We start from the raw sequence: 25,587 nt of genomic DNA, 5'->3' as shown, positions 1-25,587 counted from the left end.
ATTTCCTGCCAGAAGAATATTGCGCAATCTTGAAACAGACAGCGCATTCTATAGCCAGCCGGTAACGGATGGATCAGGCGTGATCGGGGCGGATATCGCAGGAACAGGCGCGATCCCGCTGGAACGGGCCTGATGCCGCAGGATATGGCCGGATCCGGCCCGATATTGCCGGATCAGATGGTCTGTCGCCGGATCTGGCCCGATACTGCCAACCCGGTGCCGCCAATCCGATGCCGCCAACCCGATGCCGCCAGCCCGGGATGGCCGGCCGGCGACCCCGGACGGATCGGGCTGGTGATGGCTGTTTCCTGCCAGATCAATCTGGAAAAAGCTGGCGCTATCTGTTTGCAGCCCGTGCCGGCTGGCACTGGCTGGCACTGGCTGGCACTGGCTGGCACTGGCTGGCACTGGCTGGATCGATACCGGCCGCGACGGGACGGGCGCCGTATCCCCCAGGTTCCGGGCGCGGCGCGCCCAAGGGCAGGTGCCGGGGCGGACGCCGGGGTGGACCGGCCCCCGGTTTTCATCCGATGTACCCCGGGCCCCCCTACCCCCACCCCTCATCCCTGCCCCGGGGTCGGCCGCAGCTGGCTGGCGGGGCGGAGAGGATGTGCAGTGCTGTCTGGTTCCGGCCGGCAACAGCCATTTCCTGCCAGATATATATTGCGCAATCTGTATATTGACCGGGCACCACCGCTGAGGCGGTGCTCCCCCAGCTCTCATCCCCTCCCCTGGCCCCCTGCTCCCCTGCCCCTCTGCCGCCCCCTGCCCCCTCTTGCCCCTCCGCCCTGGCCGGGAAGCGGAGAGGGTGGGGCACGCCCGGCGAATGATAGATCCAGCCAGATCAATCCAGATAAAACTGGCGCAAGCTCGATCATGATCCTTGCGGCCGATCTGCCGCAGGGTCGGTTGCCTGATGTCCGGCCGGCAGCCGCATAGAGCGCGCCCCGGATGGCAGCAGCGGTCCGGGCCGCTGTCTCGACGGCAAGGGGGATACCACCGCCGCTGCCACCGCTGGCGGGAGGATACCGGCGGACCGGCGGCATCCGGCCGCAGAAACGGCTGGTGCTTTCCATTTCCTGCAAGAACAATCTTGCGCAATCAAGAATAACTGGCCAGCGTGGTCGCCCCGTCGCCCCGTCGCCCCGTCGCCCCGTCGCCCCGTCGCCCCGTCGCCCCGCCGCCCCGCCGCCCCGCCGCCCCGCCGCGACCCATCGGCATCGGCGGTGGCACCGCTTATCTGCCAGATCTGTCTTGCGCAATCTGGATCAGGCAGGATCAGGGCCGATCAGGCTTGCTCGGGCTTGTTGCGGCGTGTTCGGGCCGGTTCAGGCATGGGCGAGCTGCCGCCGGCGCGGCCGGCCGGCGTGGAAGCCGGGCTTTGCGGGTGGTAAGCTGCCGCCCTCTCGCGGCCGGCCGGCACGACAGCGGCAGATCAAGGTCGATAATCAGGTGGATGCGGGCGGTTGATCCTGGGAACACAGAACCGCCACCAGCCATCAACCCGGCGCCGCGCGGGCGGGCAGGGGATGAATGACGAACTTCTGCTGTGTAATACAGGTGATCAACAGGAATTTTTCGTTTTGCACTTCACCCCCCTTGTCTAGGATGGTGTCGCGTCGGCGCGGCCCGGAAGAGGCCGGCCATGAGCCAATGACCACTGCCGGAGACAACGACACGCGATGGGCGGGATGGGTTTTGACGAGGCGGCGGCGGCTGTGATCCATGCCGGCCGCGCTGCGGCGGCGCGGGGCTGGGTGCCGGCGACCTCGGGCAATTTTTCGGTGCGGCTGGATGCGGGCCGGATGCTGGTCACCCGGTCGGGCCGCGACAAGGGCCGGCTTGTGGCCGACGATCTGGCCGAGGTTGCGATCGACGGTCCCGCGCCGGCGGGCACCTCGGCCGAAACGCCGCTGCACCAGGCGCTCTATCGCGATGATCCGGCGATCGGCGCCATCTTCCATGTCCACAGCCCGGCCTCGATGCTGATCTCGCATCTGCGCGCCGATGCCGGCCGGCTGGAGCTGGCGGGCTGGGAGTTGCAGAAGGCCTTTGCCGGCATCACCACCCACGACGTTACCGTCACCGTACCGGTCTTCCCCAATGATCAGGACACGGTTGCCCTGGCCGGGCGGGTTTCGGCGCATCTGGCCGCCTTGCGCGGGGCAGGGCAGGTGACGGCGCCGGGCTATCTGCTCGCCGGCCATGGCATCTATGCCTGGGGGGCGACGCCGGGTGATGCCGAACGTCATCTCGATGCCTTCGACGCCCTGTTTTCACTGTCCCTCGACTTGCGGAGGATTGCCGGATGAGCCGTCTGGTCGTTCATGCCGATACCGATCCCGCACAGGTGATCGCCGATACCGATGATGCGGCGGCGATCGCCCGCCTGCTGGCCGAGGTCGGCGTGCGTTTCGAAAGGTGGGACGCGCGCCATGCCCTCGGCATCGAAAGCGATGCGGCCGAGATCCTGGACGCCTATGCGCCCGAGATTGCGCGGCTGAAGGCGGAGGGCGGCTATGTCACCGCCGACGTCATCCGCCTGACCCCCGACAACCCCGACCATCCGGTGCTGCGCCGCAAGTTTCTGGACGAGCACACCCATGCCGAAGACGAGGTGCGTTTCTTCGTCGAAGGCGAGGGGACCTTCTATCTGCATCTGGGCGGGCGGGTGTTCCGCACGCTCTGCCGCCGCGACGATCTGATTTCGGTGCCCGCCGGCACGCCGCACTGGTTCGACATGGGCCCGACGCCGCGTTTCGCCGCGATCCGCCTGTTCACCAACCCCGAGGGCTGGGTGGCACGCTTCACCGGCAGCCCGATCGCCGAGGGCTTTCCGCGCCATGGCGAGTGACATCCCGGCACCTGCCCGGCCGGCCGCAGGCGGCAAAGCCGGCCCGGTGGTCCTGACCGATATCGAGGGCACCACCACCGATATCGCCTTCGTTTCCGAGGTGCTGTTCCCCTTCGCGCGCGCGCGGCTGCGCGGGTTTCTGCACGCCCATGCAGACGAGGCCCAGGTTGCGGCGGCGCTGGAGGATGTCCGCGCCCGCATCCGTGCCGAGGGCGGGGTGCTGCCCGCGGCCCCGGGGGCGGCGGGGGAAATCGATGCCCTGGCCGACCGGCTGATCGCCTGGATCGACGCCGATGCCAAGATCACCCCGCTCAAAACCCTGCAGGGGCTGATCTGGGCCGATGGCTATGCCGACGGCACGCTCCGGGCCCATCTCTACCCCGAGGTTGCGGCGGCGCTCGGCCGCTGGCATGCGGCGGGCGCCACGCTCGCGGTCTATTCCTCGGGGTCGGTGGCGGCCCAGCTGCTGCTGTTCGGCCATACCGAGGCGGGCGACCTCAACCCCTTGTTTTCGCACAATTTCGATACCGCCACCGGCCTGAAGCTCGACGCCGCCTCATATAGAAGCATTGCCGACGCGCTGGGCCGGGCACCGGCGGACATCCTGTTCCTGTCCGACCATCCGGGTGAAATCGCCGCCGCCCGCAGCGCCGGCATGGCAGTGATCCGCCTGGACCGCAGCCGCACCCCCGGCAGCCCGGTCATGCCCGACGACACCGGCGTACCGGTTGCGGCGGATTTCGATGCGATCGATCCTTTTGCGGCCCGCACCCGTCAGCCCCCGGCATGATGCCGCAGGTGAAGGCTGGCTGATGGCTCAATCGTCCAGCCTGTCACCCGCGACCGGCGGATTGCCCTGGCCTGCACGCTTCAAGATGTCGAGGGCCTTCGGGATGTCGGCGCGGGCGGCACGCTCCTCGAAATAGTGGGCCGTCCGCAGGGCGGAGAGCTTTTCCGCAACCGCGACGTTGATGAACTGATTGAGCGCCACGCCCTCACTTTCCGCCACCTTGCGGGCCTCGTCGAGACGCGAGGGCTGTAGCCGGAGCGCGAAGTTACTTTTCCTCATCCACTGTCAGACCTGACGTCCGCCAGATGCTCCGGCCGGGTCATCACTGCCTGATACTCGAACATCATCGGCACGGACGCCAGCAGCGTCACCCGTCGGGTCAGACCCGCCTCCAGCAGCTTGCAGGAGGCGCCGGCGGCGCTGCGGATGGCGGCGACCATGGTCGCCGTATCGAGGATCAGTCTTATAAACCCATGTCGGGCGGCGTTCCCGATATTGCAAGCGATATCAAACCGGTCGTGAACGGCGCGGCCCGATGGCCGCAGGCGCGAGGCGCCGGGACGTTGTGCGCCCCTCTCGCGAGGCATTCGGTGATCGGATCGGATCGCGTCAACCGGGGCGCCGCTCCGGCACCCGCGACACCGGCAGGGCGGTGAGCCCGGCAAGCAGACCCTGCGCCCAGGCCCCGGCCCATGCGTCGGTGAACGGCTGCCCGTCCGCCAGCCTGAGACGCGTCCCGGCCGCGACCTACACCAGAAAAACGAGGGACTGCATGGCGTCCGGTACCGTTGTCAGGGCCATCTCCGTCGCGATCGGTGCGACGATAGGGGCTGGGTTCAAGACTGCCATTGATCAAGCGGGTTCAGTCCACGCACCCGCGAGGGTGCGACGCGTACCAGTTCTCGGGATCGGCGTGGCGGGCTGTTTCAATCCACGCACCCGCAAGGGTGCGACCGGGCATCGGGTCGACCCTCGTCGGCGAGTGGCGCGGTTTCAATCCACGCACCCGCAAGGGTGCGACTCGTTCGCAGCGCCCGCCGGGCGTGAGGTGGATCGTTTCAATCCACGCACCCGCAAGGGTGCGACTCCCGGCCTGGACGCTCTGGACGCGCGTCCAAACGGTTTCAATCCACGCACCCGCAAGGGTGCGACCATGGGCTCATGAAAATTTTGATTTAAAGGAACTGTTTCAATCCACGCACCCGCAAGGGTGCGACCCACCCCCTCTTAATACCCTGAATTCGATGCCGGAAAAAGGCGATCCGCGCGAACCCCCGCTGGAGGCCATGCACCGGCATGAACATGCATGAAGTGTACAATTTAACGCGCTGAAAAAGCGGGATAATTTCGTCCGCGAACCTCCCGGGATTTTTGCGGGAGCTTGGGGTTCGCGGGCGGCATGGGCGGTGGGTGTGCGGGTCGCTGGTCGCTGGCCGGGAGGTGTTCAGGTGGTCCATATTTTTTGCCAGAAAAAACCAGATCAATCAGGAAACATCTTGCGGAAGCTGGTTCCCGCTTGTTCCTGCCGCCCGGCGCGCTATGATGCGGCAACGGGATCGGCCGGGCTGGCGCCGGCCAATCTCTGGCGGCCAATCTTTTGCGGCGGATCTTTTGCGGCTGGAACAGGCGGCCCCGGCGGGCCGGAGGGGGGTTTCCCATGGCGATCATCGCATTCGCGAATCCGAAGGGCGGGGCGGGCAAGACCACCTCGGCGCTGGTCCTGGGGACGGAGCTTGCGGCGCGCACCAAAGTGGCGGTGATCGATGCCGATCCGAACCATCCGATCACCGACTGGGCCGCCCTGCCGGGCAAGCCCGAGAACCTGACCGTGCTGGGCGATATCGGTGAACACAACATCGTCGAGACCATCGATGCCGCGGCCGAGACCCATGCCTTCGTGCTGGTCGATCTGGAAGGCACCGCCTCGACCGTTGTCGCCTATGCGATCGGCCGGGCGGATCTGGTGCTGATCCCCTTGCAGGCCAAGCAGCTGGACGGCAAGCAGGCGGTGCGCGCGATCCAGCTGGTGAAACGCCAGGAAAAGGCCTTCCGCCGGCGCATCCCGCATTGCGTGCTGTTGACCCGCACCAGCGCCGCGATCCGCTCGCGGGCGCTGCGGGCGATCGTCGACGATCTGGAGGCGGCGGGGGTCAATATCCTGCCGGTGGAGCTGATCGAGCGCGGCGCCTTCGATGCCTTTCTCGCCTATGGCGGCACGCTGGAGGCGCTGGATCGCAAGGAGGTGGCCGGCGTCGACAAGGCGATCGAGAATGCCCGCGCCTATGCCGCCGCGGTCATCCAGCTGTTGCGTGAAAACGAGGCCGCGGAACAGGGTGCGGCCATTGCCGGAGGGCAGGGGGCATGAGCGAGCGCAAGCGGCCGAGCCTGTTCGGCGCCGACCAACCCGAAGCCCCGGCGGCCGATCCGCTGGGCGATCTGAGCGATTTCCGCCCGGGTCGGCGCCATGCCGATGATCCGCGGCTGACCCGCGAACTGGTGCGGCCGCTGGCCGAACAATCCGGCTTCCGCAGCCGCGACCCGCGCGATGTTCACGAACAGCGCCCGGCCGAAGACTATGCCCCCCGGCCGCGCGGCCGCCCGCCGGGGCCGCCGACGGTGGCGGTCAGCCTGCGCGTCAATGCCCGCACGGCCGCCCTGCTCGACCAGATCGCCGCCGAGCGGGAATGGACCAAGACCCGCACCTTCGAGCGGGCGGTCGCGGCGCTGGAACTGCTGCTGAAGGAAGGCCGGGTGGATCCGAAGAGCCTCGCCTGAGGGTCCGCCCACCCCGCCTGCCCGCCCTCTGCCTGCCCACTCCCCGCCTGCCTGCCCCCCGCGCTTTCAGAGCCCGAGCATCTGCCTGGCGATGATGTTGCGCTGGATCTCGTTGCTGCCGCCATAGATCGACATGCAGCGCCGCCAGAGATAGGCATTCGCCGCCGGCCCGGCATGGTCCGGGCCGATCGGTGCCTCGTTGGAGCTGCCGTCGAGCAGATCCGGCTGCCAGGGCAGGGCGTACCAGCCGACCGCTTCCGAGCCCAGTTCGCTGATCCGCTGGGCAATCTCGGTGCCGCGGATCTTGAGCAGAGACGAGGCGGGGCCGGGGGAGGCGCCGGACGCCACGGCCGACAGCGTGCGCAGCGCCGCCAGTTCCAGCGACATCAGCTGCGCTTCGACGGCGGTCAGCCGGGCGTGGAACAGCGGGTCCTCGATCAGCGGCCGGCCGCCGTCGCCGGGTTCGGCAGCGGCGATCTCTTTCACCCGGCGCAGCGCCGCCTTGGTGACGCCGATCGCGGCATTGTCGACCCGTTCATGCTCCAGCAGGAATTTGGCATAGGTCCAGCCCTGGCCCTCGACGCCGATCAGGTTCTCTTTCGGGACCTTCACGTCTTCGAAGAACACGGTGTTGAAGGAATGGGTGCCCTCCAGCATCGGGATCGGCTGCACCGTGATGCCGGGGGTGGTCATGTCGATCAGCAGGAAGGAAATGCCCTTCTGCGGCCGGTCTTCCTTCGCGGTGCGGACCAGGCAGAACATCCAGTCGGCATAATGGGCATAGGTGGTCCAGATCTTCTGGCCGTTGACCAGATAATGGTCGCCCCGATCCTCGGCCCGCGTCGCCAGCGAGGCGAGGTCCGAGCCCGATTGCGGTTCGGAATAGCCCTGGCACCACCAGACCGTGCTGTCGCGGATGCCGGGCAGGAAGCGGGCGCGCTGGTCGTCATTGCCGAAGGTGAAGATCACCGGCCCGGCCATGCGCGGCCCGAAGGGCTGGATCAGCGGGCAGTCCATTTCGGCCGAGATCACCTCGAACAGATAGCGCCGGGTGATCGTCCAGCCCGGCCCGCCATGGGCTTCGGGCCAGGTGAACACATGCCAGCCCCGGGCGCCCAGAATCTGCTGCCAGCGCATGTAATCGTCTTTGGAGAGGTGGATGTCGCGGCGCACCTTGTCGGCGATATCGGCCGGCAGATTGTCGCGGATGAAGCCGCGGACCTCGTCGGCGAAGGCCTGATCCTCGGGCGAAAGCTTGATGTCCATGGGGGGCGTCTCCGGTTCAGGCCGCGGGTCGGTTCAGGCCGCGGATGGGGGCGGCGGCGTCGATGCGGGCGATGCGCCGGATATGCCAGTCGGCATCGCCGAAACTGGCGGCGATTGCGGTCAGGCGCTTGAAATAATGGCCGATCGCCAGCTCCGCGGTGACACCCATGGCGCCGTGCAGCTGCACCGCCTCCTGGCCCACCTTCGTCGCGGTGCGGCCGATTTCGATCTTGGTGAGCGACAGGGCCCGCGACCGGGCCGCCGGATCGGGGTCTTCGGCCATCAGCGCGCCATGAAGTGCCGCCGAGCGCGCCTCTTCGGTCGCGATCACCATGTCGACCATGCGGTGCTGCAGAACCTGATTGTCGCCCAGCGGCCGGCCGAACTGTTTGCGGGTTTTCAGATAGTCGAGCGTCTGCTCGCAGAGTGCCGCCATCGCCCCCACCGCTTCGGCGGCGACCGCGGCGATGGCGAAATCGATCGTGGCCTCGATCGGGCCGGCGGCGGCACCGGCTGTGCCCAGCAGGGCATCTGCGGGCAGGGCCGCCCCGTTCAGCACCAGATCGGCGGCGCCGGTGGCGTCGTTGGTGCGATAGGCGATCACCTCCACGCCCGGTGCGTCGGCTTCTACCAGGAACAGCGACAGCCCCTCGGCGTCGGTGCGGCCGCAGGCGCTGCGGGCGACCACCACGAAACCGTCGGCGGCATGGCCGCCGATCACCACCGCCTTGCGCCCGTCCAGAACCCAGCCGTCATCCGCCTGCCGGGCGGTGGTGGCGCAGTCGGTCAGGTCATAGCGGGCCTGGCGCTCGGCGAAGGCGAAGGCGAGGCGCCGGCGGCCGTCGAGCGCCGGGGCCAGCCAGCCGGCCTTCTGCGCCGCATCGCCCAGCGCCGCCACCAGCCGCGCCGCCAGCACGGTGGGCAGCAGCGGCTCGATGGCCAGCGCCCGGCCGATGCCTTCCATCACGATGCCGAAATCGACCGCACCGCCGCCGATGCCGCCATCGGCCTCGGCGAAGGGCACCGCCAGCCAGCCCAGTTCGGCGAAGCGCTGCCAATGCGGCCCGGCATGGGCGGCGCGGGCCTCGGCGGCGGCGGCACCCGCCTGCCAGGCCCGGGCAACCCGTTTCTGACGATCGGCGAAGGAACCGGCGTCGCGCATCACGCGCGCCACGCTGTCACGAAGCATGTCCTGCTCGGCGCTGTAGCTCAGATCCATGGTCGGGTGTTCCGGAAAGGACAAGGGGGGAAGAGGCGGGAAGAGAAGAGGAGGGACGGGAAGGGGAGGGACGGGAAGGGAAGGGAAGGGGAGGGGGGACTCAGCCCCCGATATGAAACCGCACGCCGCCGATCACGACATGATCATCCACGACCGGCAGGAAGCGGGCGGCCGCCCGCCGCCGCAGGCCGGCTTCATCGGCGACCGCCAGATCCACCCCGCCCAGCCCCTCACCCCGGCCGTCCCGGTCGGGCTCGAAGCGGATCCGGGCATTGTCGAGGTCGAGCGCCCATCCGTCGCTTTCGGGCCTGAGATCGCGGCGCAGAATCTCCGCCCAGCGCCGCCCCAGCCGTTCGGGATCGGCGGCCTGAAGCCGGGCGCCGGTGATGCCGGTGACGGTGCCGGTCCGGATATGCGCCTGCCAGTCGGGCCCGGCCGGGCCGTAAGGGGCATCGATCGCCGCACCGTCGGGGCCGGTATTGCCGCGGGTGGTGTTGATCTCCAGCAGCGCGCCGCCGGTGTCGCGCGGATGCAGTTGCAGGCCGCGATAGGCGCCCATTTCCAGCGGTGCCGCGATGCGCACCCCCGTCGCCGCCAGATGCGGTTCCCAGCGCGCCAGATCGTCGGTATCGGTGATGACCATATAGCCGCCATCGCCGCCGCGCCGGTCCAGATGCCGTTCCGCCGCCGCCGCCTTGCCGGGCGCCAGCGGTGCCACCACCTCGATGAAGCCGTGGCCCAGCGGCATCAGGGCATTGTGCAGCCCGAACATCCCGACCTCGGGATCCCTGTGGCAGACCGCAACACCGAAGACGTCGCAAAGCTCCGCCACCACCGGATCCAGATCCCGCGCGACCAGACAGATCTGTCGCAATCGATGAAACATTGTTCGAAATCCTCCCTGGGGACGTTCTCGTCTTGCGACCAGAGGTCGGGCGACGTCCCTCGACTGACGATCATCCATGGTTTCGGGCCGCGAGCCAAGACGGGAGGTGAGGGGATCTTCGCCCGGCGGTTTGATACGGGGATCTGGCGCCGCAGAATTTTACCCGGGTAATATTGACAGCGCAGCCGCCCCCGGCCAGATATCCGCCGGTGCAGAACATGCGTCACGGCGGAGCAGGATCATGGCCGGTCACGACCAGACCCCGGCGATTGTGCGGGTGGGGGCGATCACGCGGATCGGCGCGGTCGATATCGCCTGGGAGAGTTTCGGCGATCCGGACCATCCGGCGATCCTGCTGATCGCCGGGCTGGGCACGCAGATGATCCGCTGGACAGGGGCCTTCTGCCGGGCGCTGGCGGCGCGCGGCTGGCGGGTGATCCGCTTCGACAACCGCGATACCGGCTGCTCCACCCATCTCGACCACTGCCCGCCGCCGGACATTGGCGCGGTGATCGGGGCGCTCGGGGTCGGGCGGCGGCCGGATCTGCCCTATAGCCTTGACGACATGGCGGGGGATGCCGTGGGGCTGCTCGATGCGCTGGGCATCGGGCGGGCGCATGTCGTCGGCCGGTCGATGGGCGGCATGATCGCGCAGATCCTGGCCAGCGACCACGGGCATCGGGTGTGCTCGCTCACCTCGATCATGTCAGGCACAGGCAATCCGGCCGTGGCCGGGCCGGCGCCGGATGTTCTGGCCCTGCTGCTCGGCCCGGCGCCGGATCCCGCCATCGATCCCGAGGGTTTCCTGGCCCATGGCCTGGCCTTCGCCCGCCGCATCGCGGGGACCGGCCGGCCCTTCGACGCCGCCGCCTGTCGGGCGCTGCTGCTGGACGAGCTTCGCCGCGGCCGCGCCCCCGGCGGTACCGCGCGCCAGCTGGCCGCGATGATCGCCGCCGGCGACCGCCGCAGCCGGCTTGCCGGGGTCACCGCGCCTGGCCTGGTCGTTCACGGCACCGACGACCCGTTGATCCCGCCCGCGGCCGGTCGCGACACCGCGGCCGCGATCCCGGGGGCCACCCTGCTCGAAATCGAGGGGCTGGGCCATGACCTGCCGCCCTGGGTGTACGGCCGCGTGGTGGCGGCGATCCACCGGGTGGCGATGAGACCGGGTCGCGATGAGACCGGGTCGCGATGATGGGCGAGGGCTGATCAGATGGTCTGACCGCCCGAAACCTCGATGCGCTGGGCGGTGACCCAGCGGTTGTCGGGGCTAAGCAGGCTCGCCACCGCCGGGCCGATATCGTCGGGCACACCCACGCGGCCAAGCGCGGTCATCCCGGCGAAGGCCTCGTTATAGGCCGGGGTGTCGCGCACCGCGCCGCCCAGGAAGTCGGTTTCGATGGCGCCGGGGGCGATGGTGTTGGCGGTGATGCCGCGATGGCCCAGTTCCTTCGCCAGATAGACGGTCAGGATTTCCACCGCGCCCTTGGCCGCCGAATAGGCGGCGAAGCCCGGAAAGGAAACCCGCGTCAGGCCGGATGAAAAATTGACGATCCGGCCGCCATCGGCGATCAGCGGCAGCAGGGCCTGGGTCAGGAAGAAAACGCCCTTCACATGGACATCGAAGATCCGGTCGAACTGCGCCTCGGTGGTTTCGGCGAAGGCGACCATTTCGCCATGGCCGGCATTGTTGACCAGATGATCGACCCGGTCGCGGCCCCAGCCGGCCAGGATGGCGCGGATCTGGTCGACGAAACCGGGGAAGCCGGCGATGTCGGCGGTGTCCAGCTGAACCGCCGCCGCCCGGCGCCCCAGCGCCCGGATATCCGCCAGCACGGCCTCGGCTTCGGCAAGCTGGCTGCGATAGGTGAGGATGACGTCGCCGCCGCGGCGGGCGATGCTGAGGGCGGTGTTGCGGCCAAGGCCGCGGCTGCCGCCGGTGACGATCGAGATGGTGGGCATGGCCCAGGTCGTGGTCATGTTGTGTCTCCGGATGTCGGGTCATGCCCGACAGGCAGGTATGTGGGTGTCTGGGTTCCCTTCATACCTGCTGGTTTGCGGGCGGAGAACGACCTGTTATATGTGGAAGCCATAGCTTTCAGGCATGGGATGACATGGAACTGCGTCACCTCCGCTATTTCGTCGCCGTGGCCGAAGAGGGCAGCCTGACGGTGGCCGCCGAGCGGCGCCTGCACACCGCCCAGCCGTCCTTGAGCCGCCAGCTGCGCGATCTGGAGCAGGAGGTCGGCGCCACCCTGTTCATCCGCAGCGCCCGCGGCGTGGCGCTGACCCCCGCCGGCCAGGCCTTTCTTGAGCATGCGCGGCGCGCCCTGCAGTCCGCCGCCGATGCGGTCGCCGCCGCAAGGCGCGCCGCCCGCCCGTCCAAGCCGGGTTTCGCGGTCGGCTTCCTGACCGGGCAGGAGGTCGACTGGCTGTCCCATGTGACCCATCTGCTGCGCGGGCAGCTGAAGGACATCGATTTCCGGGTCATGAGCGATTTCTCGCCCGAGATCGGGGCCGCCATCCAGCGCGGCGAGATCGATCTCGGCTTCTGCCGGGTGGAGCCGCAGCCCGACGTCACCTACAAGGTCATCGCGCACGAGCCGATCCTGGTCGTCCTGCCGCGCGATCATCCGCTGGCGGCCCGGCCGGCGATCGATGTCCGCGACATCGATCCGGCCTCGTTCATCGGCTATGCCGACACGCCCCATGTGCTGCGCGACATCGCGACCCGCTATCTCCGCGACCGCGGGGTGGTGGTCAGGCCCAGGCATCTGCTGGACGGCATCGCCACCGGCATTTCGCTGGTGGCGTCCACCGGCGGCGTCACCCTGCTGCCGGCCTATGTGGAGCCCCTGCTGCCGCGATCGCTGGTCAGCCGGCCGCTTGCCGGCAACCCGCCGGTGATCGAGATTGCGGCCGGCTATCGGGCGGACAATCCCTCGCCGGTGCTGCACGCCTTCCTTGAAAACATCGACCAGCTCATCGCCGCACGCGCCGCCTCTGGCGGCCGGCCCGGCCAGCCGGGTTGACGCATGCGTCCGGCATCGCCCGATGCCGTCTTTTGCCGGGAGCGATGCGCGATAACGTGGCCGGTGCCAGCCCGGACAGATCAGCCGGCGGCACGCTCGCCATGGCCATCCGGGGTGATCGCGGATCTGTACCGCCGCGCCCGCGAACCTCAAGCTCCCGTAAAAACCCCGGGGGGTTCGCGGGAAAAATATCATCGGGATTTCAAGGGATTAAATAACACAATGTATGCATGTTTATTCCCAGGTATGACACCCAGACGAGGTTCGCGCGGATCGCCTTTTTCTGGGCCCGGATTCAGGATATTAAGAGGGGGTGGGGTCGCACCCTTGCGGGTGCGTGGATTGAAACGCGATGTCGTCGATTTCTTTGTCGATCCGCTCCAGGGTCGCACCCTTGCGGGTGCGTGGATTGAAACGGCCACCGTGTGGTCGACGCGCGGCCCCCACCGGGTCGCACCCTTGCGGGTGCGTGGATTGAAACAGCGGAGCGCCAGTCCGCGTAGAGGCCTGGCGCTGGTCGCACCCTTGCGGGTGCGTGGATTGAAACGCGCGGCCGCCGTCCTTGCCAAGGGCGCCTCCGGTCGCACCCTTGCGGGTGCGTGGATTGAAACGGCACCCCCAGCAATGGGGGTGCCTTCGCATCTCTCGCCCCGTCGTCTGATGCACGATCAGACCCAACCAATTATCCCTGAAAGAAAATCCCGTCATCCCGGCGAAGGCCGGGATCCAGGTAGGCCTCCACAGGATTGGACGGTGATCACCTGGCGGGAACCAGGCCGTCAGCGATCAGGGGGAACCTCTGGTCAGGGCCGGGTTCAGGTCGGTCGGCGTTCTTCGGGCGGAGAGGAACCTGGATCCCGGCCTTCGCCGGGATGACGGTGGAAATGTTGCGCAGAAGGTGGCAGGCAGCGCGCCGGACAGAAGCGTCAACCGGAAGCGGAGAGATCCGCCTGCCTCAGGCGGCATCGCGGGCATGGCGGTGTCGAGCTTCCGGTCCCCGAAGGCGCGCGCGTCGATGCTGTGCCCGGTTTCGAATGACCGGCATCCGGTGCGCGATCTGCCCGTCACGCTGGCGCCGCATGCCGGGGCCGATCGTGGCCGCCCGCAGGCGATGATCTTCAGCCGCGAGATCATCTCCCGTTGCGCGAATCATTTTGACAAAATAATCTCACAAGACGATATCCCGCCCCTCCGGAGGATCGGTCTTGGCGCCCCCGCATGTCCTGCTGAATGCTTTCGAGATGAATGCGGTCGGCCATCTGGCCCATGGGGTGTGGAGCCATCCCGAGGATCGGGCGACCGGCTATCGCCGCATCGGCTATTGGATGGAGCTGGCGCGGATCCTGGAGCGGGGGCTGTTCGACGGGCTGTTTCTGGCCGATGTCACCGGGGTTTACGATGTTCATGGCGGCGGGGCGGCCACCGCGATCGAGCGGGCGGTGCAGCTGCCGGTGAACGATCCGGCCGTGCTGGTGCCCGCCATGGCCGCCGTTACCCGGCATCTGGGCTTCGGCATCACCGCCGACGTCTCGGCCGAGCCGCCGCATCTGTTCGCCCGGCGGATGTCGACCCTGGATCATCTGAGCGACGGGCGGGTGGCCTGGAACATCGTCACCGGCTTTCTGGACAGTGCGGCGCGGGCCACCGGTGCCGCCGGCACGCTGCCGCATGACGACCGTTACGATCGCGCCGATGATTTCATGCAGGTCGCCTACAAGCTGTGGGAGGCGAGCTGGGACGATGATGCGGTGATCCGCGACCGCGCCACCCGGCGCTATGCCGACCCGGCGAAGGTGAGGGCGGTGCGCCATGACGGCCCCTATTTCCGCCTGGACGCCATCCATCTGGCCGAGCCCTCGCCCCAGCGCACGCCGGTGCTGTTCCAGGCCGGGGCCTCGGCGCGCGGGCTGGATTTCGCCGCCGCCCATGCCGAATGCATCTTCATCCCTGCCGATGGCGGCCCCGGCACCCGCGCCATCGTGCAGCGGCACGCTTGGGTCAGGACACCGGTCGCACCCTTGCGGGTGCGTGGATTGAAACGGCACCCCCAGCAATGGGGGTGCCTTCGCATCTCTCGCCCCGTCGTCTGATGCACGATCAGACCCAACCAATTATCCCTGAAAGAAAATCCCGTCATCCCGGCGAAGGCCGGGATCCAGGTAGGCCTCCACAGGATTGGACGGTGATCGCCTGGCGGGAACCAGGCCGTCAGCGATCAGGGGGAACCTCTGGTCAGGGCCGGGTTCAGGTCGGTCGGCGTTCTTCGGGCGGAGAGGAACCTGGATCCCGGCCTTCGCCGGGATGACGGTGGAAATGTTGCGCAGAAGGTGGCAGGCGGCGCGCCGGACAGAAGCGTCAACCGGAAGCGGAGAGATCCGCCTGCCTCAGGCGGCATCGCGGGCATGGCGGTGTCGAGCTTCCGGTGCCCGAAGGCGCGCGCGTCGATGCTGTGCCCGGTTTCGAATGACCGGCATCCGGTGCGCGATCTGCCCGTCACGCTGGCGCCGCATGCCGGGGCCGATCGTGGCCGCCCGCAGGCGATGATCTTCAGCCGCGAGATCATCTCCCGTTGCGCGAATCATTTTGACAAAATAATCTCACAAGACGATATCCCGCCCCTCCGGAGGATCGGTCTTGGCGCCCCCGCATGTCCTGCTGAATGCTTTCGAGATGAATGCGGTCGGCCATCTGGCCCATGGGGTGTGGAGCCATCCCGAGGATCGGGCGACCGGCTATCGCCGCATCGGCTATTGGATGGAGCTGGCGCGGATCCTGGAGCGGGGGCTGTTCGACGGGCTGTTTCTGGCCGATGTCACCGGGGTTTACGATGTTCATGGCGGCGGGGCGGCCACCGCGATCGAGCGGGCGGTGCAGCTGCCGGTGAACGATCCGGCCGTGCTGGTGCCCGCCATGGCCGCCGTTACCCGGCATCTGGGCTTCGGCATCACCGCCGACGTCTCGGCCGAGCCGCCGCATCTGTTCGCCCGGCGGATGTCGACCCTGGATCATCTGAGCGACGGGCGGGTGGCCTGGAACATCGTCACCGGCTTTCTGGACAGTGCGGCGCGCGCCACCGGTGCCGCCGGCACGCTGCCGCATGACGACCGTTACGATCGCGCCGATGATTTCATGCAGGTCGCCTACAAGCTATGGGAGGCGAGCTGGGACGATGATGCGGTGATCCGCGACCGCGCCACCCGGCGCTATGCCGACCCGGCGAAGGTGAGGGCGGTGCGCCATAACGGCCCCTATTTCCGCCTGGACGCCATCCATCTGGCCGAGCCCTCGCCCCAGCGCACGCCGGTGCTGTTCCAGGCCGGGGCCTCGGCGCGCGGGCTGGATTTCGCCGCCGCCCATGCCGAATGCATCTTCATCCCCGCCGATGGCGGCCCCGGCACCCGCGCCATCGTGCAGCGGATCGAAGACCGGCTGGCGGCTGCCGGGCGCGACCGGTCGGCGGTGAAGATTTTCGGCTCCTTGCAGACCGTGATCGGCCGCAGGCGGGCCGAGGCGGTGGAGAAATACCGCGACTATGCCGCCCATGCCGTGCCCGAAGCGGCCCTGGCCCAGCTGTCGGCGGCAACCGGCATCGATTTCGGCAGCCTGGACCCGGATGCGCCGATCCCCATTCCGCCCGGCGGCGGCAATGCCATCCGCTCCATCCTGGCCGGGCTTGGTGGCGAGGGGGAGGGGCCGCCGACCGTGCGCCGGCTGCTGGCCGGCCTGGCGCTGGGCGGCCGGTTCCGGCCGCTGATCGGATCGGCGGGCGAGGTTGCCGAAGAGATCGGCCGGCGGGTGGCGGACAGCGGGATCGACGGCTTCAACCTGGTCCGGACCGTGGCGCCGGGCAGTTTCATCGATGTGGCCGACCTGCTGGTGCCGGAATTGCAGGCGCGCGGGCTCTATAAGACCAGTTATGCCGAGGGCACGCTGCGCGAGAAGCTGTTCGGCCGGGGGCCGCGGCTTGGGGCCGGGCATCCGGCGGCCGCCGTGCGTACCGGACAGGACAGGGGCGCGCCGGGCAGGGGAGGGGCGAATGACGGGGCCGCGTGACCGCAGGGCATGGGAAGCACTTGCAGAGGAGGTGGCGGCGGAGCTGGCCCGCGATGTGGCGGAGCGCCACCGGGCGCGGACGCCGCCGCTGGCCCAGATCGCGCTGCTGAAGCGACGCGGGCTCGCCACCATGGTGCTGCCCGAAGAATTCGGCGGCGGCGGCGCCCCCTGGCCGGTGGTGGTGGCGGTGGCGCGGGAGCTGGCCGCGGTCGACGGATCGGTCGGCACGCTGTTCGGCTATCATTCGATGAACCTGATCCACCAGGATATCGGCGCCGGCCCGCGCCGGGCGGCACGGCTGGCCGAAATCGGCCGCGACCGGCTGTGGGCGGCGGGGGTCGCCAATCCGCGCGACGACGATGTCCGCATCACGCCGGCCGCCGATGGCGGCTTCCGGGTCAATGGCCGCAAGAGCTTCTGCACCGGGGCGGCCTTTGCCGAGCGGCTGTCGGTCTGGGGCCGGCGCACCGATACCGGCGAGACCGTCACCGCCTGGCTCCGCGCCGATGCGCCGGGGCTGAGCTGCGATCGCGATTGGGATGCGCTGGGCCTGGCCGGGGCCGACAGCAGCGGTTTCACCATGGAAGACGTCCCCGTCGCCGAAGCCGAGGTGCTGCCCGACCGGCGCGAGGGCGACCGCGACTTCGCCGCCGCGGTGCGGGTGCCGGTCAACCAGCTGATGTTCGCCAATCTGTATCTGGGCTTCGCCCTTGGCGCCTTCCGGGCCGGACGCGACTATGTCCGGCAGAGCACCCGGGCATGGCCGGCATCGGGCCATGCCCGCGCGGCCGACGACCCGCTGGTGATCAGCCAGTTCGGCGAGATCTGGACCGGGCTGCAGGCGGCGCTGGCGCTGGCGGATCGTGCTGCGGAAAAGGTCGAGCGGCTGCTGGCGGCGCGGCCGGTGCTCGATATCCAACTTCGGGGTGATGCAGCCATTGACGTCGCAACCTTAAAAGTATTTTCTGCCCGCCTGAGCCTTGACGTGGCGACGAAGATCTACGACGCCATGGGGGCCCGTGCGACCCATAACCGCCATGCCTTCGACCGGTTCTGGCGGGATGCCCGGACCCACACCTTGCACGACCCGCTGGTGTACAAGGTGCTGGAGGTTGGTGACTACGCCCTGAACGGGCGCTATCCGCCGCCCGACGGCTATAGCTGACGACGACGGAAGACGACCCGAGATACCCGACACAAGGGAGGCCCGATAAGATGGATCGGCGTGATTTTCTGAAGACCGGCGGTCTGGCCGGGCTGTTCCTGTCGGTGGGCGGCGTGTCGCTGCCGATCGGCCGGGCCTTCGCGCGCGAGGGGGACGACATCACCCTGCGCGTGCTGGCCGAGGACGGGCCGAATTCGCGCGATCCCCATGGCGACGGCGTCAACCGCGCGGCGCTGGGCACCTTCACCAACATCTACGACCGGCTGGTGAATTTCGACCGGATCGAGGTGGCGCCGGGGCTCTACCGCTATGACTATCTGAAGTTCAAGGGCGAACTGGCCGAAAGCTGGGAGGTGCTGGAAGACGGGCGCGTGCTGGTCTTCCATCTGCGCCGCGACGCCACCTTCCACGACGGCAAGCCGGTGACGGCCGAGGATGTCCGCTGGTCGCTGGAACGCGGCATCAACCTGCCGGCCTCGAAGCGCCAGCTGTCCACCGGCTCGATCACCTCGGCCGATCAGTTCGAGGTGGTGGATGCCCACACCTTCCGGATGCGGTTCGAAAAGGCCGACCGCTACACCATGCCCAATCTGGCGCTGAGCTTCGCCTCGGTGATCAATGCCGAGGCGGTGAAGGCCAATGCCACCGCGGAGGATCCCTGGGGCAGGGAATGGCTGCGCAACAATGCCGCCGGCGGCGGCGCCTATAAGGTCGCCAACTGGACCGCCGGCCAGCAGGTGATCTATGACCGCTTCGACGACTGGAAGAGCGGCGACCTGCCCCGCATCCGCCGCGCGGTGGTGCAGGTGGTGCCCGCCGCCCCCGCCCGCGTCGCCGCGGTGACCAAGGGCGATGCCGATGTGGCGCTGCAGCTGCCGCCCAAGGATGTGGCGGCGATCGATGCCGATCCCAAGGTGGATCTGATTTCGCTGCCGGTGACCAACAGCTTCCGCTTCGTCGCCTTCAACACCCAGACCGCCCCCTTCGACGATGTCCGGGTGCGCCAGGCGATCGCCTTCGCGCTGCCCTATGACGCCATGTTCCAGGGCGCGATCTTCGGCCGCGGCACGCCGCTTTACGGCGCGGCTTCGGACCAGCCCGAGACCTCGGCCTTCCCGCAGCCCTACCCTTACGCCACCGATCTGGACCGCGCCCGCGCCCTGCTGGCCGAAGCCGGGCATGGCAGCGGTTTCGAGACCAGTTTCTCGTACAACGTGGCCGATGCGATCACGGCCGACCCGATCGCGCTGCTGGTTCAGGAACAGCTGGGCCGGATCGGCATCAGGGTGGTGATCGAAAAGGTGCCGGCGGCGCAGTGGGGCACGCTGCTGACCGAAAAGAAGGTGCCGTTCTATGTCGAGGGCTCGTCCGCCTGGTTCAACGACCCGGACTATTTCTTCCGGATCTTCTTCCAGGGCGACTGGCGCTGGAATTTCGGCGCCTTCAGGAACGAGGAACTGGGGGCGCTGGTCGAAAAGGCCCGCTGGGAGACCGACAAGGACACCTATGAAGACCTGATGCGCCAGGCGATCCGGATCGTGTTCCGCGAGCTGCCGATCATGCCGCTCTGGCTGCCCGCCTTCGATGCGGCGCTGAAGCCGGGGGTGACCGACTTCACCTATTACATCCACGGCCAGGTCGATTTCCGGCCGCTGGACCGCAAGGCGTAAGGCAGGCTATGGGAAAGAGGCGGATCCGCATGGCGGATCCCCTCTTTTGGCCCATTCGACGGAGTATTGCCGTGCCCGCCATCCTCGGCTTCATCGGTCGGCGCTGCCTTGCCACCCTGCCGGTTCTGGCGGGGGCGGTGGTGTTCACCTTCGTGGTGATGCGCCTGCTGCCGGCCGATCCTGCCGCCTTCCTGGCGTCGGGCCCCGGCATGGGCCAGGCGGAGATCGAGGCGATCCGGGTGTCGATGGGGCTGGATCGCAGCATCCCCGAACAGCTGGCGATCTATGCGGGCGATGTGCTGCGGGGCGATCTCGGCCGCTCCTATACCACGGGCGAGGCGGTGGTCGACGATCTGGCCGCGCGGTTGCCGGCCTCTCTGGAGCTGACGGTGACCGCCTTCCTGCTGGCGATCCTGGTGGCGCTGCCCCTGGGCGTCGTCGCCGCCACCCGGCCGGGATCGGTGATCGACCATCTCTGCCGGGCGATCGCCGCGGCCGGCACCTCGCTGCCCACTTTCGTGGTGGGGCTGCTGCTGATCCATGTGTTCTATTCCGAACTCGGCTGGGCGCCGGAACCCGTCGGGCGCATGGATGTGATGCTGATCCCGCCGCCGGTGGTGACCGGGTCGCTGGTCATCGATGCGCTGCTGGCCGGCGATACCGGGGTTCTGGCTTCGGTGCTGGGGCGCATGGTGCTGCCCTGTCTGACGATGACCGCCTTTGCGGTCGCACCGCTGGCCCGCATCACCCGCGGTGCCATGATCCAGGTGCTCTCGGCCGATTTCGTCACCGCCGCCCGCGCCGCCGGCCTGCCGCGGCGCATGGTGCTGACCCGCGCGCTGCGCAATGCCGCGGTGCCGGTGGTCACCACGCTGGGCATGGTGTTCTCGTATATGCTGGGCGCCAATGTTCTGGTCGAAAAAGTCTTCGCCTGGCCGGGCATCGGCTCTTACGCGCTGGATGCGCTGATGAATGCCGATTACGCGCCGGTGCAGGGCTTCGTGCTGCTGGTGGCCATCGCCTTCACCCTGGTCAATCTGGCGATCGATCTGCTCTACGGGCTGATCGATCCCCGGGTGGGGCGGATCGGATGACCGCGGAACGCCATCTGGGCAGCCCGCCGCCGGCCGGCGGGGCGGGCGGTGTTGCGGGCGGGATCACCCGGCTCGTCCGGCTGATGCGCGCCAACCCGCCCGGTTTCCTGGCGCTGGCCGTGGTGGTTCTGCTGCTGGCGGCCGCCATCGCCGGCCCGGCGCTGGTGCCCTATGACCCGCTCGCCACCGACGTCACCCGCGGGCTGGAGCCGCCCTCGGCCGATCACTGGTTCGGCACCGACCAGCTGGGCCGCGACATCTTCAGCCGGGTGATCGCCGCCACCCGGCTCGATCTTGCGATCGCCTTTTCGGCGGTCGCGATGTCCTGCATCGCCGGCACGCTGACCGGCGCCGTCTCGGGGCTGCGCGGCGGCCGGCTCGATCGCTGGATCGGGCGGCTGGTCGATGTCGCCATGGCCTTCCCGCTGTTCGTGGTCGCCATGGCGCTGGTCGCGGCGCTGGGCAATACGGTCGCCAACATCGTCTGGGCGACGGCGATCATCAACCTGCCCTTCTATATCCGTTTCGCCCGCGCCGGCATCGCCGGGCTGAAGGATGCCGCCTGGGTGCAGGCGGCGCGGCTGGGCGGCCATGGCGAGGCCCGGCTGCTGGTCGAGGTGCTGCTGCCGGCGCTGCTGCCGGTGCTGGCCATTCAGGTCTCGCTCAATCTGGGCTGGGCGATCCTGAACGCCGCCGGCCTGTCCTTCATCGGCCTGGGCGTGCGGCCGCCGGCGCCCGAATGGGGCATCCTCGCGGCCGAAGGCGCCCAGTTCATCATGACCGGGCAATGGTGGGTCGCAACCTTCCCGGGGCTGGCCCTGATGCTGGCGGTCTTCGCCTTCAACCTGGCGGGCGATGCCCTGCGCGACCTGCTCGACCCGAGGCGCCGATGACCGCGCCGCTGCTGCGGGTCGACGGGCTGAAGGTGGGCTTCAGGGGGGCGGCGCCGGCGCTCGACGGCATCTCCTTCGATCTGCGCGCGGGGGAGACGCTGGCACTGGTGGGCGAAAGCGGCTCGGGCAAATCGGTGACGGCGCTGTCGATCCTGGGCCTGCTGCCGCCGGCCGCCACCATTCTGGGCGGCCGGATCCTGTTCGACGATGTTGATCTGCTGGCCGGCGGCGAGGCGGCCGTGGCGCCGCTGCGCGGCCGGGCGATGTCGATGGTGTTCCAGAATCCGCGCCGGGCGCTGGACCCGCTGCGCCGGGTGGGCGATGCGATCGGCGATGTGGTGGGGGTGCATGCCGGACGCCGGCTGACGCGCGCCGACCGCACCGCCCGGGTGCAGGCGCTGCTGGCCGCCGTCGGCATCCCCGATCCGGTGCGCCGGGCGCGGGCCTTTCCCCATGAACTTTCGGGCGGCATGTGCCAGCGGGTGATGATCGCGATCGCATTGGCCGGCAGCCCCCGGCTGCTGATCGCCGACGAGCCGACCACCGGGCTCGACGTCACCACCCAGGCGGTGATCCTGGATCTGATCGGCGATCTGGCGAAGGCCCGCGGCATGGCCACGATCCTGATCACCCATGACCTGGCGGTGGCGGCGGAACGTGCCCATCGGATCCTGGTGATGCGCCGCGGCCGGGTGGTGGAACAGGCCCCGACCGCGCAGCTGTTCCAGGCGCCGGCCGACCCCTATACCCGGGCGCTGATCCGCGCGACCCCGGGGCCCGACAGCCGGATCGGGGATCTGGTGCGATGACGGTGCTGCTGGATGTTCAGGGCCTGCACCGCCGCTTTCGCGTGCCGGCCGCGGCCGACCGCCCGGCCGGCTGGCTGCATGCGGTAGACGACGTCTCGCTGACGCTGGGCCGCGGCGAGGCGCTGGGCCTGGTGGGGGAAAGCGGCTGCGGCAAGACGACGCTCGCCGGTCTGGTCGCCCGGCTGACCGATCCCGATCAGGGCCGCATCCTGTTCGACGGCCAGGATCTGGCCCGGCTGCCGGCACGGCGCGCGGCCCATGCCCCCTGGCGGCGGCGGATCCAGATGGTGTTTCAGGACCCGGGCGAAAGCCTGGACCCGCGGCTGACCGCGATCCAGGCGGTGATGCGACCGCTCCGCCGGCTGAACGGGCTGACGGGCGCCGCCGCGGTAACGGCGGCGCGCCGGGCGCTCGACCGGGTGCATCTGCCGCGCAGCCTGCACGACCGGCTGCCGCATCAGCTCTCGGGCGGTCAGCTCGCCCGGGTCGGCATTGCCCGGGCGATTGCGCCCGGCCCCGATCTGCTGATCCTGGACGAGCCGACCTCGGCGCTCGACGTCTCGATCCAGGCGGTGATCCTGAACCTGCTGCACGATCTGCGGGCCGAGCTGGGCCTCGCCTGTCTGTTCGTCAGCCATGATCTGAACGTGGTGCGGCTGGTCACCGACCGGGTGGCGGTGATGTATCTGGGCCGGGTGATCGAGACGGGGCCGACGGCAGAGGTCTTCGATGCCCCGGCCCATCCCTATACCGCCGGGCTGATCGCCGCCATCCCGCGGATCCCGGCACCCGGCGCGCCCCCGCTCCCGCGCCGCCGGCTGGCGGGGGAGCCGGCAAGCCCCGTCGACCCCGACCCGCAGCGCTGCCGCTTCGAGGGCCGCTGCCCCCGCGCCGCCGCCATCTGCCGCGAACGGATGCCGCAGCTGGCGGGGGCCGGAGCTGCGGTGGGGGCGCGCCAGGTCGCCTGTCATTTACCCCTGACCGATCCTGTGTGATCATCCGTGTCACGACCGGCCTATGCTGGCATCGGAACGGATGCGAGATGGAGGGCAGAGGTATGCAGACTGCCGGGGAGAGGCCGGAGATCAGGCCGATGCGGCCGGACGAGATCGGCCTGGCGCTGGACTGGGCGGCGGCCGAGGGCTGGAACCCCGGCCTGCACGATGCCGTACCCTTCGCGGCCGAAGACCCGGAAGGCTTCCTGATCGGCCATCTGGACGGGGCCCCGGTCGCCGTCATCTCGGGCGTGCGCTACGGGGCGGATTTCGCTTTCCTCGGCTTCTACATCGTCCGCCCCGACCTGCGCGGCCGCGGTTATGGGCTCGCCATCTGGCAGGCGCTGATGGCCAGGCTTCAGGGCCGGCTGGTCGGGCTGGACGGGGTGGTGGCGCAGCAGGACAATTATCGCCGCTCGGGCTTCGTGCCGGCCCATCGCAATATCCGCCACGAGGGCCGGGCAACGGCCGCCGGGCCGGTGCATCCGGCGATCGTGACCCCGGGGGCCGCCGAACGCGCGGCGCTGCCGGCCTGGGATCGCCGCTTCTTCCCCGCCCCGCGCGCGGCCTTCCTGGCCGCCTGGATCAGCCGGCCCGGCACGGTGCTGCGCAGCTATGTCGCGGATGGCCGCCTGCAGGGTTACGGCGTCATCCGCCCCTGCCGCACCGGCTTCAAGATCGGCCCGCTTTTCGCCGAGCGCCCGGCCGTGGCCGAGGCGCTGTTCCAGGCCCTGACCGGCGCGGTGCCGGCCGGGGCGCCGGTCTTCCTCGACACGCCCGCGATCACGCCCGAAGCGCTGGCGCTGGCCCGCCGCCATGGCATGACCCCGGTGTTCGAGACCGCGCGCATGTATACCGGCCCGGCGCCCCAGATTGCGATCGACCGCACCTACGGCCTCACCAGTTTCGAGCTGGGGTGACCGGCCTACCCTGCATCCTTCACGCCCGACACCCGGGCATCCAGATGCGACAGCAGCAGCCCGCGGAGGTTTTCCCCCACCCAGGCGGCCATGGCGCGTTCCTCGGCCAGGCATTCGGCCAGCAGCCGGGCGGCTTCGGTTTCGCCGGCCTCGGCCGCCAGCACGACCAGGCTTTCGTACCAGGCGACCTCGTAATGGGCCATGCCGAACATGGTCACGCCGTTGCGTACCACCTCGTCGCCCTTCGCCGCGTTCAGCCGGGTGGCGAAATCGCCGGTCGCCGCCATCATCATGTCCTTCAGCGCCGAGCGATCCTCGCCCAGCGCATCCAGGATGTGTTCGATCCGCGTCCGCTGGGCCGCCTTGTCCCGGCGATGGGCTTCAAGCCGTGCGGCCATCTGCGGCAGGGTGTGGAGCCGCGGCAGCTGCACCTTCAGCATCTCGTCGCCCAGGCGGACGGCGGCATGCATGTCGCGCAGGCCGATCACCAGCAGCCGGCGGGCCTCGTTCATCCTGTCGGTCATGCGCCTCTCCAGTTCCTCGTAAGCGATGCCGGGCACCCGGCCGTCGGTGGTGCGATAGAGCAGCGCCACCTTGCGGGCCGCGAGCCTGCGGCCCAGGGCGTAGAGGTCGAGCCCGCTGTCGCGGACGATCGGGAACAGCTCGTCCTCCTCGTCCTTCACATGGTGGTCGATGGCGTGGCGCAGCTCGCCCATCGTCTGATCGGTGCTCTCGCCGCGGGCCAGAACGGTATCGATCCGGGCCATGATGCTGCGCGCCTCGTCGTGTTCATGGCGGCCATGGCCGGTCAGATCGTCGCGGCCGGTGGCCCGGGCCGCTTCCGGATAGAAGATCTGCTCTTCGATATCCATATGCCGCTGCAGCGCCCGGAACAGCCGCCGGATGGTCGCGGCGCGCTCCACCGGATCGGTCTGTTCGTCATGGGCATCGAACATGGCCATCGCCTCGCGATGGTCCTGCATCAGCAGCAGGGTGGCGTCGGGCGCCACCTTGCGGCCGGCGATCAGGGCGGCGCCCAGCGATACCGGGTCGCCCAGATGCAGATCTCCGGGGACGGGGTCACCGGTGCGTGGCGAGGCGCCGTTATGGCTGGCGTCGGCGGCGGGCGTCACATGGCTGACGGTGATGGACATGGGGTGTGGCCC

Annotated in this window: 22 protein-coding genes, 1 pseudogene and 2 CRISPR repeat arrays; of the genes and pseudogenes, 16 read left to right on the top strand and 7 right to left on the bottom strand. The window is 69.1% G+C overall.

Annotation, left to right across the window (positions count from 1 at the left end):
- The first annotated feature begins 1,682 nt into the window (after positions 1 to 1,682).
- From mtnB to mtnC, 3 genes are read left to right on the top strand one after another with little or no spacing between them, the layout of a single operon-like run.
- Entirely contained in the window at positions 1,683 to 2,312 is a 630-nt protein-coding gene (gene mtnB, locus P7L68_RS05315) for a methylthioribulose 1-phosphate dehydratase (protein ID WP_371999637.1), read from the top strand.
- Positions 2,309 to 2,854, top strand: a complete 546-nt coding sequence (locus tag P7L68_RS05310) for an acireductone dioxygenase (protein WP_371999636.1) — start codon at positions 2,309 to 2,311, stop codon at positions 2,852 to 2,854. The genes mtnB and P7L68_RS05310 overlap by 4 nt, the downstream gene beginning before the upstream one ends.
- Entirely contained in the window at positions 2,844 to 3,644 is an 801-nt protein-coding gene (mtnC, locus tag P7L68_RS05305; protein WP_371999634.1) for an acireductone synthase, read from the top strand. The genes P7L68_RS05310 and mtnC overlap by 11 nt, the downstream gene beginning before the upstream one ends.
- 27 nt (positions 3,645 to 3,671) lie before the next feature.
- Here the strand turns inward: mtnC and P7L68_RS05300 are convergent, their stop codons facing one another.
- Both P7L68_RS05300 and P7L68_RS05295 read right to left on the bottom strand, forming a co-directional pair.
- Complete coding sequence (locus tag P7L68_RS05300) at positions 3,672 to 3,923, bottom strand: hypothetical protein (protein WP_371999633.1); 252 nt, start codon at positions 3,921 to 3,923, stop codon at positions 3,672 to 3,674.
- Positions 3,920 to 4,084, bottom strand: coding sequence for a hypothetical protein (locus P7L68_RS05295; RefSeq protein WP_371999631.1), 165 nt, complete (start codon positions 4,082 to 4,084; stop codon positions 3,920 to 3,922). The genes P7L68_RS05300 and P7L68_RS05295 overlap by 4 nt, the downstream gene beginning before the upstream one ends.
- A 419-nt stretch (positions 4,085 to 4,503) precedes the next feature.
- A CRISPR array of direct repeats spans positions 4,504 to 4,861; the repeat unit is 31 nt; unit sequence GTTTCAATCCACGCACCCGCAAGGGTGCGAC.
- Between the two features lie 440 nt (positions 4,862 to 5,301).
- Between P7L68_RS05295 and P7L68_RS05290 the strand changes: the two genes are divergently transcribed.
- Entirely contained in the window at positions 5,302 to 6,009 is a 708-nt protein-coding gene (locus P7L68_RS05290; protein WP_371999629.1) for an AAA family ATPase, read from the top strand.
- The gene (locus P7L68_RS05285; RefSeq protein WP_371999627.1) at positions 6,006 to 6,419 is read left to right on the top strand and encodes a hypothetical protein; all 414 of its coding nucleotides are present in this window, start codon (positions 6,006 to 6,008) and stop codon (positions 6,417 to 6,419) included. Before P7L68_RS05290 ends, P7L68_RS05285 begins: the two co-directional genes overlap by 4 nt.
- 66 nt (positions 6,420 to 6,485) lie before the next feature.
- Here the strand turns inward: P7L68_RS05285 and P7L68_RS05280 are convergent, their stop codons facing one another.
- From P7L68_RS05280 to P7L68_RS05270, 3 genes are all read right to left on the bottom strand, one after another.
- The gene (locus P7L68_RS05280; RefSeq protein WP_371999625.1) at positions 6,486 to 7,685 is read right to left on the bottom strand and encodes an acyl-CoA dehydrogenase family protein; all 1,200 of its coding nucleotides are present in this window, start codon (positions 7,683 to 7,685) and stop codon (positions 6,486 to 6,488) included.
- Positions 7,686 to 7,701: 16 nt separating this feature from the next.
- Positions 7,702 to 8,904, bottom strand: a complete 1,203-nt coding sequence (locus tag P7L68_RS05275) for an acyl-CoA dehydrogenase family protein (protein WP_371999623.1) — start codon at positions 8,902 to 8,904, stop codon at positions 7,702 to 7,704.
- Positions 8,905 to 9,004: 100 nt separating this feature from the next.
- Complete coding sequence (locus tag P7L68_RS05270) at positions 9,005 to 9,790, bottom strand: VOC family protein (RefSeq protein WP_371999621.1); 786 nt, start codon at positions 9,788 to 9,790, stop codon at positions 9,005 to 9,007.
- Positions 9,791 to 10,031: 241 nt separating this feature from the next.
- Here P7L68_RS05270 and P7L68_RS05265 point away from each other — a divergent pair, with 241 nt between their 5' ends.
- Positions 10,032 to 10,985: an alpha/beta fold hydrolase gene (locus P7L68_RS05265; RefSeq protein WP_371999619.1), complete on the top strand. Its 954-nt coding sequence runs from the start codon at positions 10,032 to 10,034 to the stop codon at positions 10,983 to 10,985.
- A gap of 14 nt (positions 10,986 to 10,999) precedes the next feature.
- On the opposite strand, the gene P7L68_RS05260 is transcribed toward P7L68_RS05265, so the two are convergent.
- A complete protein-coding gene (locus P7L68_RS05260; RefSeq protein ID WP_371999985.1) occupies positions 11,000 to 11,752 on the bottom strand; it encodes an SDR family NAD(P)-dependent oxidoreductase in 753 nt (250 codons plus the stop codon).
- 152 nt (positions 11,753 to 11,904) lie between these two features.
- Here P7L68_RS05260 and P7L68_RS05255 point away from each other — a divergent pair, with 152 nt between their 5' ends.
- The 10 genes and pseudogenes from P7L68_RS05255 (at position 11,905) to P7L68_RS05210 (ending at position 24,421) form a co-directional block, all read left to right on the top strand.
- Positions 11,905 to 12,822 (top strand): LysR substrate-binding domain-containing protein, encoded by a 918-nt coding sequence (locus P7L68_RS05255; protein WP_371999617.1) that lies wholly within the window; start codon positions 11,905 to 11,907, stop codon positions 12,820 to 12,822.
- A 317-nt stretch (positions 12,823 to 13,139) separates the two neighbouring features.
- A CRISPR array of direct repeats spans positions 13,140 to 13,434; the repeat unit is 33 nt; unit sequence GGTCGCACCCTTGCGGGTGCGTGGATTGAAACG.
- 593 nt (positions 13,435 to 14,027) lie between these two features.
- Positions 14,028 to 14,804, top strand: a pseudogene (locus tag P7L68_RS05250) (NtaA/DmoA family FMN-dependent monooxygenase); the annotation flags it as partial.
- 652 nt (positions 14,805 to 15,456) lie between these two features.
- Positions 15,457 to 16,875, top strand: a complete 1,419-nt coding sequence (locus P7L68_RS05245; RefSeq protein ID WP_371999615.1) for an NtaA/DmoA family FMN-dependent monooxygenase — start codon at positions 15,457 to 15,459, stop codon at positions 16,873 to 16,875.
- The gene (locus P7L68_RS05240; RefSeq protein WP_371999613.1) at positions 16,859 to 18,040 is read left to right on the top strand and encodes an acyl-CoA dehydrogenase family protein; all 1,182 of its coding nucleotides are present in this window, start codon (positions 16,859 to 16,861) and stop codon (positions 18,038 to 18,040) included. Before P7L68_RS05245 ends, P7L68_RS05240 begins: the two co-directional genes overlap by 17 nt.
- 50 nt (positions 18,041 to 18,090) lie before the next feature.
- The gene (locus P7L68_RS05235) at positions 18,091 to 19,710 is read left to right on the top strand and encodes an ABC transporter substrate-binding protein (RefSeq protein WP_371999611.1); all 1,620 of its coding nucleotides are present in this window, start codon (positions 18,091 to 18,093) and stop codon (positions 19,708 to 19,710) included.
- Positions 19,711 to 19,781: 71 nt separating this feature from the next.
- Positions 19,782 to 20,804, top strand: a complete 1,023-nt coding sequence (locus P7L68_RS05230; protein ID WP_371999609.1) for an ABC transporter permease — start codon at positions 19,782 to 19,784, stop codon at positions 20,802 to 20,804.
- Positions 20,801 to 21,697 (top strand): ABC transporter permease, encoded by an 897-nt coding sequence (locus P7L68_RS05225; RefSeq protein ID WP_156503370.1) that lies wholly within the window; start codon positions 20,801 to 20,803, stop codon positions 21,695 to 21,697. Before P7L68_RS05230 ends, P7L68_RS05225 begins: the two co-directional genes overlap by 4 nt.
- On the top strand, positions 21,694 to 22,506 hold the full coding sequence (locus tag P7L68_RS05220) for an ABC transporter ATP-binding protein (protein WP_062769649.1): 813 nt from the start codon (positions 21,694 to 21,696) through the stop codon (positions 22,504 to 22,506). Before P7L68_RS05225 ends, P7L68_RS05220 begins: the two co-directional genes overlap by 4 nt.
- Complete coding sequence (locus tag P7L68_RS05215; RefSeq protein WP_371999607.1) at positions 22,503 to 23,501, top strand: oligopeptide/dipeptide ABC transporter ATP-binding protein; 999 nt, start codon at positions 22,503 to 22,505, stop codon at positions 23,499 to 23,501. Before P7L68_RS05220 ends, P7L68_RS05215 begins: the two co-directional genes overlap by 4 nt.
- A 98-nt stretch (positions 23,502 to 23,599) precedes the next feature.
- Positions 23,600 to 24,421, top strand: coding sequence for a GNAT family N-acetyltransferase (locus tag P7L68_RS05210; protein WP_371999606.1), 822 nt, complete (start codon positions 23,600 to 23,602; stop codon positions 24,419 to 24,421).
- Between the two features lie 5 nt (positions 24,422 to 24,426).
- Here the strand turns inward: P7L68_RS05210 and P7L68_RS05205 are convergent, their stop codons facing one another.
- Entirely contained in the window at positions 24,427 to 25,575 is a 1,149-nt protein-coding gene (locus P7L68_RS05205; RefSeq protein ID WP_371999604.1) for a DUF892 family protein, read from the bottom strand.
- Between the last annotated feature and the right edge of the window lie 12 nt (positions 25,576 to 25,587).

Source organism: Tistrella mobilis, from assembly GCF_041468085.1.
Lineage (GTDB): Bacteria > Pseudomonadota > Alphaproteobacteria > Tistrellales > Tistrellaceae > Tistrella > Tistrella mobilis_A.
The sequence above is the reverse complement of the archived record's forward strand: the minus strand, read 5'-3'. Positions and strand labels throughout refer to the sequence as shown.